16 protein-coding genes are annotated in these 11919 nt (G+C 46.7%); 12 read left to right on the top strand and 4 right to left on the bottom strand.

Going from position 1 to position 11919, the window contains the following annotated elements:
* The 4 genes from Q0V82_RS11740 to Q0V82_RS11725 all read left to right on the top strand — a co-directional run.
* The coding region (locus tag Q0V82_RS11740) for a DUF4376 domain-containing protein (protein WP_297575930.1) at window positions 1-485 on the top strand (485 nt) is incomplete at its 5' end.
* 238 nt (window positions 486-723) lie between these two features.
* On the top strand, window positions 724-1005 hold the full coding sequence (locus tag Q0V82_RS11735; RefSeq protein ID WP_297575929.1) for a hypothetical protein: 282 nt from the start codon (window positions 724-726) through the stop codon (window positions 1003-1005).
* An 82-nt stretch (window positions 1006-1087) separates the two neighbouring features.
* The gene (locus Q0V82_RS11730) at window positions 1088-1522 is read left to right on the top strand and encodes a M15 family metallopeptidase (RefSeq protein ID WP_297575928.1); all 435 of its coding nucleotides are present in this window, start codon (window positions 1088-1090) and stop codon (window positions 1520-1522) included.
* Window positions 1519-2085 carry a hypothetical protein gene (locus tag Q0V82_RS11725; RefSeq protein WP_297575927.1) on the top strand — a complete coding sequence of 189 codons (567 nt, stop codon included), beginning with the start codon at window positions 1519-1521 and terminating at the stop codon, window positions 2083-2085. The genes Q0V82_RS11730 and Q0V82_RS11725 overlap by 4 nt, the downstream gene beginning before the upstream one ends.
* Window positions 2086-2374: 289 nt before the next feature.
* On the opposite strand, the gene mazF is transcribed toward Q0V82_RS11725, so the two are convergent.
* Together mazF and Q0V82_RS11715 are read right to left on the bottom strand one after the other, a co-directional pair.
* A complete protein-coding gene (mazF, locus tag Q0V82_RS11720; RefSeq protein WP_297575926.1) occupies window positions 2375-2713 on the bottom strand; it encodes an endoribonuclease MazF in 339 nt (112 codons plus the stop codon).
* Window positions 2713-2958, bottom strand: a complete 246-nt coding sequence (locus Q0V82_RS11715; RefSeq protein ID WP_297575925.1) for an AbrB/MazE/SpoVT family DNA-binding domain-containing protein — start codon at window positions 2956-2958, stop codon at window positions 2713-2715. Before Q0V82_RS11715 ends, mazF begins: the two co-directional genes overlap by 1 nt.
* 255 nt (window positions 2959-3213) lie before the next feature.
* Here Q0V82_RS11715 and Q0V82_RS11710 point away from each other — a divergent pair, with 255 nt between their 5' ends.
* Both Q0V82_RS11710 and Q0V82_RS11705 read left to right on the top strand, forming a co-directional pair.
* Window positions 3214-3408 (top strand): Com family DNA-binding transcriptional regulator, encoded by a 195-nt coding sequence (locus tag Q0V82_RS11710; protein ID WP_297575923.1) that lies wholly within the window; start codon window positions 3214-3216, stop codon window positions 3406-3408.
* A complete protein-coding gene (locus tag Q0V82_RS11705; protein WP_297575921.1) occupies window positions 3371-4171 on the top strand; it encodes a DNA adenine methylase in 801 nt (266 codons plus the stop codon). The genes Q0V82_RS11710 and Q0V82_RS11705 overlap by 38 nt, the downstream gene beginning before the upstream one ends.
* A 93-nt stretch (window positions 4172-4264) precedes the next feature.
* On the opposite strand, the gene Q0V82_RS11700 is transcribed toward Q0V82_RS11705, so the two are convergent.
* The gene (locus Q0V82_RS11700; protein ID WP_297575931.1) at window positions 4265-5257 is read right to left on the bottom strand and encodes an integron integrase; all 993 of its coding nucleotides are present in this window, start codon (window positions 5255-5257) and stop codon (window positions 4265-4267) included.
* A gap of 665 nt (window positions 5258-5922) precedes the next feature.
* Here Q0V82_RS11700 and Q0V82_RS11695 point away from each other — a divergent pair.
* Complete coding sequence (locus Q0V82_RS11695; protein WP_297575919.1) at window positions 5923-6141, top strand: hypothetical protein; 219 nt, start codon at window positions 5923-5925, stop codon at window positions 6139-6141.
* Here the strand turns inward: Q0V82_RS11695 and Q0V82_RS11690 are convergent.
* A complete protein-coding gene (locus Q0V82_RS11690) occupies window positions 6135-6452 on the bottom strand; it encodes a phage integrase N-terminal SAM-like domain-containing protein (protein WP_297575917.1) in 318 nt (105 codons plus the stop codon). The genes Q0V82_RS11695 and Q0V82_RS11690 overlap by 7 nt on opposite strands.
* Window positions 6453-6598: 146 nt before the next feature.
* Here Q0V82_RS11690 and Q0V82_RS11685 point away from each other — a divergent pair, with 146 nt between their 5' ends.
* From Q0V82_RS11685 to Q0V82_RS11665, 5 genes are all read left to right on the top strand, one after another.
* Window positions 6599-7297: a hypothetical protein gene (locus Q0V82_RS11685; protein ID WP_297575915.1), complete on the top strand. Its 699-nt coding sequence runs from the start codon at window positions 6599-6601 to the stop codon at window positions 7295-7297.
* A 402-nt stretch (window positions 7298-7699) separates the two neighbouring features.
* A complete protein-coding gene (locus Q0V82_RS11680) occupies window positions 7700-8197 on the top strand; it encodes a hypothetical protein (protein ID WP_297575913.1) in 498 nt (165 codons plus the stop codon).
* A gap of 86 nt (window positions 8198-8283) precedes the next feature.
* Window positions 8284-9063: an HNH endonuclease gene (locus tag Q0V82_RS11675; RefSeq protein ID WP_297575911.1), complete on the top strand. Its 780-nt coding sequence runs from the start codon at window positions 8284-8286 to the stop codon at window positions 9061-9063.
* 1438 nt (window positions 9064-10501) lie between these two features.
* A complete protein-coding gene (locus Q0V82_RS11670) occupies window positions 10502-10726 on the top strand; it encodes a hypothetical protein (RefSeq protein ID WP_297575910.1) in 225 nt (74 codons plus the stop codon).
* A gap of 239 nt (window positions 10727-10965) precedes the next feature.
* The gene (locus Q0V82_RS11665; RefSeq protein WP_297575908.1) at window positions 10966-11658 is read left to right on the top strand and encodes a hypothetical protein; all 693 of its coding nucleotides are present in this window, start codon (window positions 10966-10968) and stop codon (window positions 11656-11658) included.
* Window positions 11659-11919 lie beyond the last annotated feature (261 nt).

Here is an 11919-nt window from a genome sequence, read left to right as displayed (position 1 = left end):
TAACAAGTGGTGCTGATTCAATTCTGCATGTCGAAGCGGGCGCACATATTCCGCGAGGCCATCGACTTTGGGGTGATTATGAACAATGGCTCGCAGATGGCGGCGTACCACAGCCCGCAGTGACTGACGAGCAAGTGCGGCAAAACGTCGTTGAAAAAATCAACGCATGGCGCGATCAAAAAGAAGCAGCCGGCTTTGTCTTTGGCCACGCAGAACAAACTTGGGACGGCGGCGTTGCCGTCGCCACGCGATTACAAAACAGCGTCAAAATGCCGTGGTTGCCAGCTGGGTTTTATTGGACTGACGCTAATAACATCGATGTGCCGATGACGCTAGAGCAGCTGCAACAACTCAACGCCGCGCACGATCAAGCGATTTTCAATCAAGGTTTTCGCATCCACGATCGACAACGCGCAATGAAAGCTGAAATTGAAATACTCTGCGGTGAAGGGCTGGCGGGGTATGTAGTTGGTTGGCCGGAATGAAACTGATCTTAATATGGCCCTTTTTGGCGCAGCTTGATGAATTGTCGACGATAAGGTCGCTTCTATTTGGCGGCGGCATGAGTCTGAAGGTCGGCTAGAAACTAGGCCGTTGACTACACCATTCGGCTGAATGAATCCTGAGTTTTATCGGTTGAATTTTTTAATGAAGCAAAGAAGAACAGCAGCCCATTATCCCGCAAATGCGGGTTTTTTTACGTCCCAAGATTGGTGAGTCGATATGCAAGAGCATGAAAAAACATTTATTAGCGTGCTGGTCCTTGGCGCATTAATTGCCATTGGCAAGTTGTTGGTCTCAAGCGAAGAGCTGACCGTACGGTTGTGTTTGGGGCGCGCCATTTTGGGGGCCGCAACGACGTCGATCGCAGGATTGGCGCTGATTCAAATTCCAAACCTGCATCCGATCGCCTTGTTGGCCATTGGTTCTGCGCTGGGCATCGTTGGCGCGCAATTTGTTGAGCTGTGGTTAAAGAAACAGGCCAACAAAATCAACGGTAGTTAATGCTGAAAAAAAGTATCGAACAAACCCGATGACCTTAAACCTCAACCCGCCACTTTGGCGGGTTTTATTTTGGATAGAAAATATGTCGAGTCGAGACCTGAAAGATTTACACGCCAGCATTCGTCATTTAGCCGAACAATTTATTGCTGAAGCTAATCTGGCATTGAAACAAAACAATCCATCTATTGAAGTGCGTTTGATTTGTACCTGGCGAGCGCAAGCTCAGCAAGATGAGTTATATGCGCAAGGCCGCACTAAGCCCGGTAAGAAAGTGACGTGGACCAAAAGTAGTGCACACAACACCGATTTACCCGAAACGCCGCATGGCGACGCTGAGGCGCTCGATGTCGGTGTGTTTGAAAACGGTAAGTACTTGCAAGGCAATAACGCCAGAGAATTGGGTTTTTATTTAAGCCTAGGGCCGATTGGCGAGCGCTTTGGTTTTGTGTGGGGGGGGCGATGGAAAACGCCAGATTATCCGCATTATGAGCGTAAAAATTGGCGGACCGAGCGATGAGTACGGTATTGATTCCGCGCACCATTGTGCTGGCCGCAGTCTTGCTTGCAGGGTGGTTAGGCTATTTACTCGGCGATTATCGACACCCCGTCACAGAAGTAATTGCAGCCATGCCGCCAGTGCAGCAAGCGGATGGGAGTGTGGTGGCGGCGCGTGTCGTGGTTAGCAAGCCTTCGCCGGTACCACACATTTTACCTAAAAGCGTTCGTGAAGAGCGCAGGGTGGCGATTACCGTCAAACCTAAATTACAAGCCTCAATCGCCTCGGGGGTCGAATGTCAGCCGGTATCGGTTGATTTAAGCCTAGTGCAATCGGGCGATGGCCGACGTATTGTGGTTAGCTCGCCCGATGGTGACATTGTGAAAGCAATCGATATGCCACTCGAAGCCGGCTATATGCCACCGCCGGCTAAAGTTTGGGCGCTTGGGGTGAGTTATGGTAGTGATCGGGAGAAGGGGGTTTGGCTTGAGCGCGATTTATCGCGTGTGCGATTAGGTTTGGACCTGGCGCAAAGCCAATCAGGTCAAAACGTCGCTCGAGTCCGAGCAGGGTGGGTATTTTAAATCCACAAAAGCTGAGGTTAATGCTGTGGATAAGCAGTAGATAAGTCCAGCAAGCCCAATACCAGTGCGGCGTGCCGTTCGTGACTAAAAAATAATCAGCCCGTCTTTGTGTGTATGGCCAAGGCGGGCTGTTTTGTTTTTTTCGGTTCTTTATTCAAAAATGTTAGTTAATCGTGCCAGCGTATTGGCGATCACGTAATCAGAACGCGTCATCAGACCTGGTGTTTAAACTTCGCATAACATGTTTAGACGCCATTGCGGTTGCGAAACTTGGCACGATTCATCTCATTTAACTTTGAATATTCAACAGTGCAGCGACCATCGCCAGTACTTCATCAATTACATCATCGTCTGCGTGATCTGCTAATTCGGCATTTCGGGCAACCCAATCTAAACTTTTGACTTGATCGGCCAGTATCACACCACTGATTTTTCCATTAATGGCGACTTCAAATGGATAGCCCTTGATCTTGCTAGTGATCGGGCAGCAAATCATCAGGCTAGTTGACTTGTTGTAGCTAGCGGGCGACAACACAACCGCAGGGCGGCGCTTGCCGTGTTCATGTCCTGCTTGCGGGTCGAAATCGAGCCAAATCACATCACCCGTTTGAGGAACAAATTTCGCCATCAAATTTGTTCCTTGCCAACCGGCGCGCCACAATCAATTTCATTGTGCTTATTTTCTGGTGTGATTTTTGCAAGCAAATCAGCTAGGTTGTACTGCTTGCGCTGTTTTTTGGGCCGTAGCACCAAACCGTCTTGGGTTATTGTGGCGGTTAATTCTGAGCCGATACCAACGCCCATTTGCTCCAATAGCAATGCCGGTAAACGGACGCTAGCGCTATTTCCCCACTTCTGTATTGAAAGCCGCATTTTATTCACTCCTTTGTTGATTCATTGTAGATACGCCAATAAGCGCAAGTCAAGTGTGATGTTGATACATTGTATCAATACAGAAATCGAGATGACTTCATTTTCTCGCTCTGCAATGGCGCGCGGAAAAATCAGGGTGAATTGATTCTTATGCGTATTTTTGTTGTTCTGTTACCCAAATCAAAGGCATAAGGATCACTCTGAGGAAGTGATGTTTTTGAGTGACCAAATAGAACGTTTGTTCTATAATGGTTTATGCAAAATATTCGTTGTGCTCAGTGCAATAAAAAACTCGCAGAAGGGCGATTTATTGAGCTGTCTATCAAGTGTCCCCGGTGCGGGGCGCTTAATCACCTGAAGGCCACGAGCCTCCAATTCGATCCCGATCACGGGCCTGACTCTGGAGTTGCTGATGTCCACATCCCCCATCATTCCTTGGCTCGGCGGTAAGCGCCGACTGGCTGACCGCCTATTGCCCTTGTTTCCACCACACGATTGTTATGTTGAAGTCTTTTGTGGTGGCGGCGCTTTGTATTTTTTACGCCCTGTTCCTGCCCCGGTTGAAGTCATTAACGATATCAACGGCGATTTGGTTAATCTGTACCGTGTTGTGCAACATCATTTAGAAGAATTCGTTCGCCAATTCAAATGGGCGTTGTCGTCACGGCAAGTATTTAAGTGGCTGCAGGCCACCCAAATCGAAACACTGACCGATATTCAGCGCGCTGCGCGGTTTTTTTATTTGCAGCAGCATGCCTTTGGCGGAAAAGTCGACGGTCAAAACTTCGGTACCGCGACCACGGCGCCGATTATTAATCTGTGCCGAATTGAAGAGAATCTTTCGTCCGCCCATTTACGCCTGGCGGGTACCACCGTTGAAAATTTGAATTGGCTCGATTGCATGCGCCGCTATGATCGCAAACACAGCTTCTTTTATTGCGACCCACCTTATTGGCAAACCGAAGGGTATGGCGTGCCATTTGAATTTGATCAATATCTGGCCATGGCTGAGTTTATGAAAAGCTGCGAAGGCAAGGTGATGGTCAGCATCAATGATCATCCCGATATCCGTGCTGCCTTTGCTGGGCTAACCATTCAAGAGCTTCAGATTAAATACAGCAATGGCAATAATGCAAAGCAAGCCCAGGTGAAAAGCAGTAAAGAGCTGGTGATTACCAATTGGGATGCGAGGGCGTTGTGCGGGCTTTTTTGAGGTTGCTGGGCTTGGTTGCATAAATCAGCACTTAAGTAAGCCACTCTAAATCCCACACGCACCATTGTCGGTGTAATTTAATCTTAGTGATAATCACAATCCATCCAAAGGACTGGTGACGCCACGGCCACCCTTATTCAGTACCTGGGTATAAATCATGGTCGTTGCCACATCCGCATGACCAAGCAACGCCTGCACCGTCCGTATATCGTAACCGGCGGCTAGCAGGTGGGTAGCAAAACTATGGCGTAAGGTGTGTGGTGTGGCGGGTTTAGCAATCCCTGCTGCATTTACCGCGCGCTTCATTGCCCGTTGCAGTAGCTTTTCATCCTGATGGTGGCGGCGCACAGCACCGCTGCGAGGATCTTGCACATAACCTGTCGTTGCAAAAACATATTGCCAGCCCCATTCTTTTGCCGCATTCGGATATTTTATTGCTAGCGCATCAGGCAGAAACACATCGGCCATACCGGCCGCCAGATCCGCTTCATGGATTGAACGCCGCCGAAGTAAATGGGCCTGCAATGGTTCAACGACACTCTGCGGCAACATGGTTACCCGATCTTTAGCCCCTTTGCCGTCGCGTACCAGGACTTCCAGTCGCTCGAAATCGACATCGTTCACCCGCAAGCGCATGCATTCCATCAATCTTATGCCTGTGCCATAGAGTAGTTGTAGCTGTAAGGCGTAGAGTCCATCCGCTTGCGCCAGCAATTCAGCAACCTCACGGCGAGTCAGCACCACTGGCAGGTGTTTGGGCTGCTTTGCGCGCACCACCTCATCGAGCCACGGTAAGCTAACGTCCAAAACTTGTCGATAAAGAAACAACAGGGCAGACAGCGCCTGATTTTGTGTGGAGGCCGATACGCCCCCATCGACAGCCAGATGTGTCAGAAATGCAGTTACCTCGGCGGCCCCCATTTCACGAGGATGGCGATGATGGTGAAAGCGTAAAAATCGCCGCACCCAGTTGATGTACTGCTGTTCAGTTCTCAGGCTGTAATGCCTAACACGCAGCTTTTCGCGCACAACATCAAGCAAGCGAGGTGCCATAAGCCCATTTGGATGTGTATATTCAGGCACCATAACCTCCACGCCATTGAAAAACATCGCGATACAGGAGTAGCATCAATGAGTTATACACATTGATAAACTAAATATACACCTGAATAGGTGTATATTTCACGTTATGCCTTCTTACTCACATTATTGAATATGCAAACATCAAAAGTGCCATGCTTCGGACAGTCAGCCGAAGAAATTGAGTCTTGGCTTCGTGCCAACGTCAAGATTGATGCCTCGCTTGCAGTCCGCAACACTCAGGCAGGGCTTCTTCACTATGTTCCTGCAAAAGTTGTGCGGCTCGCACGTGGCAGGTTTGAGATTCAACTAGAGGAAATGTATGGCTTGGGCACAGGCGGAAGCACCTTTTACTACTCCGGCAAGAATTGCTGGCACCCGAAAGGCCAGACCAGGCTCGTTATACCAACCGACGCGGTTTGTGCGGCGTACGGGCCACCCGGCTCACTTGGTGTTTCGTACGGCCCGTTCACAGTCTAGCCCCTGCTCAACGCTAGGGGGAAGGCCTAACAAATCAAAGGGGTCAGACTCGATTGATTCCACGGAAAACTAGAAATCAATCGAGTCTGACCCCATTGATTTTGAGTCTGACCCCTTTGATTTTCCTTATATGATGTAAAATGTAAGACCTGACCCCATTTTTTTTTAGAAGTCTCATCAGGAATATCGCTATGAGTGAAGAACTTAGAAAGAAATTTAATATCCCTGCTGAGCACACTATCGTTCAGAAAGAAACGAAGTGGGAGCAACGCAAGGGGCAAGATACCGACACGTATTGGTACGAAGAGCGCGACCCACAGAACAATGTTGTCGGAAAGTACATCAAGAGAGATTCAACTTCGATGTACCCGCCCTGCGGGCGTAGCGTCTCATACGAAAAAGTTCAGTGAAGTACTGTGTAACAAATCAATCGAGTCTGACCCCATTGATGTTTCACCTCATCGAGCCACGGTAAGCTAACGTCCAAAACTTGGCGATAAAGGAACAACAGGGCAGACAGCGCCTGATTTTGTGTGGAGGCCGATACGCCCCCATCAACAGTCAGATGCGTCAGAAATGCAGTGACCTCGGCGGCCCCCATTTCACGAGGATGGCGATGATGGTGAAAGCGTAAAAATCGCTGCACCCAGTTGATGTACTGCTGTTCAGTTCTCAGGCTGTAATGCCTGACACGGAGCTTTTCGCGCACAACATCAAGCAAGCGAGGCGCCATAAGCTCATTTGGATGTGTACATTCAGGTGTCATAACCTCCACGCCATTGAAAACCATCGCGATACAGGAGTAGCATCAATGAGTTATACACCTGAATAGGTGTATATTTCACGTTATGCAACCGGATGACCATCATGCAATCCTTTGATAGCCTTTTCCAAGTACGGGCTGGCCGCATTCTTGCACTCAGCCGCATCAGCCAGATTGCCATTGAAGGGCTATCTCAGCTTTCCAAGGACTCTGGGTCAAAATTCCAGCCGCTCTTTTCATTCATGGCTGAACACATTCCAGCCCACCATCAAAACCATCCAACAATCGATATACCGGAGTACAAGGTCATCGGATTTTTGGACGGGCTGACTTTGATCGCAACCATTTCCGAGGTTGAAGCCTATTTCCAGGATGTTGTCGTTGACGTGCTACGGTTGCACCCGAAAAAAATGGGTAAATCAACGTTTGAACTTCAGGAGCTATTGGAGATGGGTACGCTTCAAGAAGCCATTGAGCTTGCCATTCAGAGGCACGCGAGCGGACTAATGTTCAAGAAGCCGAATGATTACAAAAAAGACTTACTATCGATCATCTCAGCGGATGGCAATCTTCTCGAAGATGCTTGGCCGGGGTTTGTTGAGGCAAAGGCGCGGCGTGATCTCGGTGTCCACAATGGTTGGTTGGTCAATGACATCTATCGAGCTAAATTGCGAGATGTCAATCTTCCGCCCCCTTCCGTCGAAGCGCTTACTGTCGATCATTCCTACCTTTACGGTGTTCGCGAGAATTGCATAAAAATCATGAAGCGACTGAAAAATCATTGTGAAAGCACGTTCGCATAACCCGGCAGTCGAGGGGAGCTTCGTGATAAGGCCGCTCGCCCCCTCACTTCTACGTTAGGAAGCTGTATGCCGAGTCCCTGCAAATCTATCGAGCAACCCGGTTGGCTGGAGCTTCGCGCGCAGCTCTGCCCCCATTGATTTTCACTGCTCTCTTTCCATTATGGCCACGAAGTCAAACTTATCCGAAGACTTCCAATTTGGGAGCATGCGAGGTCAAGACACTCCCGTAATGCCACTCTGCAGAAACGTGCTTGTATTAATCAGAGATGTCTATGCGGAGATAAATGAGTGAGTACCGCGTTATGAAACCTAAAAACTGGTTCAAATCGCTCGCTTCGCTCTCTGGTACTGCGTGCCGCAGCCCCTTAACCAAACGTTAGGCAACCACTCATGCCAAGATCAATGCTTGAAGCAGAATTAGTTAAAGAATTTTGCAATTATCTTACGCTAAATACAGCGCATACATTCCATGCAGCAACCATTCACAATCAGAATGGAGACACTGGTAATTTTGCAGATATAGAACTCACCACAAGCTCTGGCGAGCTAATTGCCATTGAAGCAAAAACACATGAAACAAGAGATGCCCCAAACACTGTACATAAAGTATTCGGCCAGCTTTTAAATGAGCAGCGCAAAAAAAATGAATTTCGAAATGCTATACATCCATCGTTTGCAATCCTAATTCCAAGTGAAGTCCCTGACAATCCCAAAGCCCCACGTCAGACAGGCAAAGATTACTATCAACGTCGCTTTCAAGAAATCCCCACCAATCATTTTCACGGGTTCGGTGTCCTTGTAAATGCAAAGTATGTTTTTGTTTTTAAAAGATCAGAACCACAAGCCTTACATGTATACACATGGAGTGGTTTTTATAACAATGAAAATCCGATTGTCTAACAAGGCGCTGAAGTCCCTCATTTCATTCACTGGCACGGCGTGCAGCCGCCCCTTAGCTTAATCGTTAGGTTTTTTTAGGAAGCAGCATGGAACTAGTCTCGTCGTCAGATCAAATTGCTACCAACTTGCACATCTTTGATGGCTACCGACAGAGCGCCAATGAATTTCATAGCGCCTACTACAAAGAACGACTACGCCTGGGGAAAATCTTTGTATATGGTGTACTGGACGGAAGGTTCATGTTCGCACCAAGTCGCTTTGCTGGCTATGCCAATTGCACAGCGGAAAAGCACCAAGCATTTCCAAGAAAGAATGGATCGATTACGACGCCAGCCATTACCAAGCATTTAGGCCGAGCCATCGAGGATACCAAGGCCGAGAAGGCATACCTTGCGCTCTGCCAACAGATCGGCGTCACTCCATCCGGAAAAGATCGAACCTATTGGCCTATCAAGCTGAAAGCGGACTTCTCGTCAGACATTATTCTTGGTGGCGAAACGGGCTACCCGGATGAAGTCGAAACTTTTGTTGAAGGCGCAACGAAGCGCGTAATTGTGAATGCCTATGAACGTAGTGCTAAGGCACGGTCGGCATGCTTAACTCACCATGGATATAGCTGTACTGTTTGCAGATTCAACTTTGCCGACAAGTTTGGCGAGGTAGGCAAGGGTTTTATGCATGTTCATCATCTCACGCCTATTTCAAGCATCAGCAAGGCTCGTGAGGTCGATCCAATCAATGAGCTCCGCCCTGTGTGCCCAAACTGCCACGCTATGTTGCACAAGAGCGATCCACCATTCTCAATCGAAGAGTTGCAAGAACTCATTCAGGCCACGGAATCCATGCACGAGGAACCGAAGCCATGAGCGACGCCGTCAATAGTGAATCTGTCACCTGCCTAACTGTAGGTTCAACGCGGACAAAAATGCTCCGCATTTTTTCCGGTTAACCTGGGCGATAGCCCCTGCCATAAAATATAAAATTAGCGACCGTTTAGACCTAAGTGTTAAAACTCAGTGCGGCCCATGAGTGGCTGCTTTACCCTTGTTACCTGACTCTCAAGCTATTAATGGTTCAGAGTCGGTAGTGGTCGGGTGATGCGTGTCTCAAGAGCTAAATAAATTTATAATTACGGATACCCATAATTACTAGTTGCTACATCCGATAAGAAGCGCATCGTTTTCATTATCAAAGAGATGAGAGCACCAATCGTGCGCTAGCTGATTACAACGGTGAGTCAGGGGGGGCGAGAAAAATTGGCGGATGCCGGTATGAGTGATGCTGATCTGCTATATATAGCAGCGCATCTTGATCCACTTCACACCCGATGAAGGGGGATGGATCAGGCAATATAGCGCTGAAAGTGCCGTTGTTTTTTTTGCTTTGATTGATCGAAACCCGCATCTGGCGGGTTTTCTATTTATGGTGTTAAAAGTAGCTTTTAACTTGACGCTTAGGTTTTATTTTTATTTTTATTCGAGTGAGCTTGAGTAAAACTTCGAAAAAATTGCATTTAAAGCTGAATAAAGGGCGGATTGATTTTGTATTAGATTGGTTTTTGATGAGGGGGTGAGAAGGGTTTTGTATTGATTTGCACTAAAAAATGAGGGTGTTTAGTGCTATTTTTGATGTGTTGCGTTCTATCTTGTTGATTTTATTGTATTTTAAGTGTAATGACACCCATCGAGCATCGGCGCGATGCAGAAGCGGCGGGAAGGGGTGTTGGGTGTTTGAATTGACATTGCAGTATTTATATCGCGGTAGTGTCGGGCCAAGCCCTGAATCTGCATCATTTTACGCGTTTGCCGCCGCGCTGGCTTGTTTTAGTCAAGCGGCGGCTTAAATGGCGCGTGGATGTGGCGGGAAATAGTTTGCTTGCCTTTCGTTTTATGCTGGGTATTGCCAGCGATCAAATATTGGTGAAAGCATCGCGGCATTCCCTCTCCCTTGATGGGAGAGGGCGTAGGGTGAGGGTGAAACTACGGCGTGCAGCTCAACACCCCCATCCCAGCCTTCCCCCATCAAGGGGGAAGGAGCTACAGTCGAGCGAACCCAGCGCTTGCGTTGTAAGGTATCAACACAAAATTTGCACAAAGTTTGAATAAAACCAATTTACTCGATGTATAGCCATCCAGCCCATGCAAATCAAAGCCTGTAGTTAAATACGTCGTAGTAAGGCAGTTTTTGCGTAGGGTGGGTTAGCCTTAAGGCGTAACCCACCAATCCAACATCAACCCAACGCAAATCACCATCTGCGCCGCAGCGTTAAATCAACGCCGCCTTTCGCTGCGCCTGCCGTTTTGAATGAAACCCACCGCCGCATCCTGCTTCGCAATCGCAAAGTCCCCACAAGAAAAACTTGGCAATTATCAAACTGCACCCTTATTGGATGAGTCATTTTCAATTATTAAATTGCAAGCACGCGCTGACGAATGGATATTCAATTATCATGGCGGCACTGTAAGGGCGCACTTTGAATGGCTGTTTGTGCTGGCGAGGATTGATATTTTAATTTTTCATGATCATTAGCGGCTTGTTTGAAGTGCGACCAGATTCAAGAAGTGGCTTTGGTATCGGGGCAGAAGGAAGAATTTGGCGAGGTATACGCAGCTGAGGGCAGTGGATTTACATCGGGATATCGTTGCACTTGTGGGGCTAAGTGAACGGAGTGATCGGCGTTAAGATATGAATTTTGCTTTGATTAGTTATTCTTTAGAAAAACGTTGTTAATTAGAAATTAAATCGTCATGAATGCAAAGGTTATAGGTATGGAACACACTAATGAAGTGCATTCGGTGAATGCAATGAAAAATTTGTTGAGCAATATGTCGATAGTTATTGTGATTGTTGCAGCATTAGCTGGTTTATCAGGCTATGCATATTTTTATGGGGTGCTGGGATTCGCCGGAGCCGCGTGGGCAATAAATGCAATTCCTGTATATAATTTTATGGTTGTTGGCGCCCCCGTATTTTTGATTGCAATAGTTGTGTTTTTTTTCTGCTACTCTAAAAGTGTTAGTGAACCTAAATCTTTATTTTATTTTATTGGACTTGTGCTATTTTCTACAATTTTTTGTATTTTGGCAGTTCCTTTTATGAATTTAGCAGTAAGTGGTTATATTTTTGATGGTTTTTTTATCAAGTTTATTTATTTTTTTCTGTCGGTTCTTGTTGGTTTTTCTGTTGTTTTTCTTATTGGATCTCCATATCTTATGATTAAAATGATGTCGGCTGTTTTAATTTTAGTATTGCCAGTTTTCTTGATGTTTTCGTATGGTTCATACAAGGGGATAACTCTGTTTGATAGTCATGAACATGTAATTATTAATGGAAGTAGGTGGATTCCAGCTTTGGCAATCGGTGATAAATTACTACTTATCCGAAAAGTTGATGAGGTAAATAAAATTTCCATGATTGTTCCATTATCTAATGAAGTGCAGGTTCAGTATAAAAATAAATAGTTTGAGTTTGGTTTTTAGTTTTATATGTAATAAATAGATAGGAAAAATTTATCTCTATCTATTTAAGTTGGATTTTAGTGGTAAATGAACCGCTCAAGTTTCTTTTGTTCTTTTTTTCAATGAGATCGATCCATATTCTATATGCTGCAAATTCCGCTGAAAAAATCAATTCGATTGTACTGTCTGGGATCAGGGAATTTAAAATATCCGGAGTTGAGTTTCTGATTGGTGGCATGTTTTGGATATTGAGGTTAGCTATAT

The organism is uncultured Deefgea sp., from assembly GCF_947072475.1.
Lineage (GTDB): Bacteria > Pseudomonadota > Gammaproteobacteria > Burkholderiales > Chitinibacteraceae > Deefgea.
The sequence above is the reverse complement of the archived record's forward strand: the minus strand, read 5'-3'. Positions and strand labels throughout refer to the sequence as shown.

Bases quoted from the DNA above. Each gene is read 5' to 3' on its own strand.
- Q0V82_RS11715 (WP_297575925.1), bottom strand. From the start codon at position 2,958: ATGCGGCTTTCAATACAGAAGTGGGGAAATAGCGCTAGCGTCCGTTTA.
- Q0V82_RS11680 (WP_297575913.1), top strand. From the start codon at position 7,700: ATGCTTGAAGCAGAATTAGTTAAAGAATTTTGCAATTATCTTACGCTA.
- Q0V82_RS11665 (WP_297575908.1), top strand. From the start codon at position 10,966: ATGGAACACACTAATGAAGTGCATTCGGTGAATGCAATGAAAAATTTG.
- Q0V82_RS11695 (WP_297575919.1), top strand. From the start codon at position 5,923: ATGAGTGAAGAACTTAGAAAGAAATTTAATATCCCTGCTGAGCACACT.
- Q0V82_RS11730 (WP_297575928.1), top strand. From the start codon at position 1,088: ATGTCGAGTCGAGACCTGAAAGATTTACACGCCAGCATTCGTCATTTA.
- Q0V82_RS11685 (WP_297575915.1), top strand. From the start codon at position 6,599: ATGCAATCCTTTGATAGCCTTTTCCAAGTACGGGCTGGCCGCATTCTT.
- Q0V82_RS11700 (WP_297575931.1), bottom strand. From the start codon at position 5,257: ATGGTGCCTGAATATACACATCCAAATGGGCTTATGGCACCTCGCTTG.
- Q0V82_RS11725 (WP_297575927.1), top strand. From the start codon at position 1,519: ATGAGTACGGTATTGATTCCGCGCACCATTGTGCTGGCCGCAGTCTTG.
- Q0V82_RS11705 (WP_297575921.1), top strand. From the start codon at position 3,371: ATGTCCACATCCCCCATCATTCCTTGGCTCGGCGGTAAGCGCCGACTG.
- Q0V82_RS11710 (WP_297575923.1), top strand. From the start codon at position 3,214: ATGCAAAATATTCGTTGTGCTCAGTGCAATAAAAAACTCGCAGAAGGG.
- Q0V82_RS11675 (WP_297575911.1), top strand. From the start codon at position 8,284: ATGGAACTAGTCTCGTCGTCAGATCAAATTGCTACCAACTTGCACATC.
- Q0V82_RS11670 (WP_297575910.1), top strand. From the start codon at position 10,502: ATGAAACCCACCGCCGCATCCTGCTTCGCAATCGCAAAGTCCCCACAA.
- Q0V82_RS11735 (WP_297575929.1), top strand. From the start codon at position 724: ATGCAAGAGCATGAAAAAACATTTATTAGCGTGCTGGTCCTTGGCGCA.
- mazF (WP_297575926.1), bottom strand. From the start codon at position 2,713: ATGGCGAAATTTGTTCCTCAAACGGGTGATGTGATTTGGCTCGATTTC.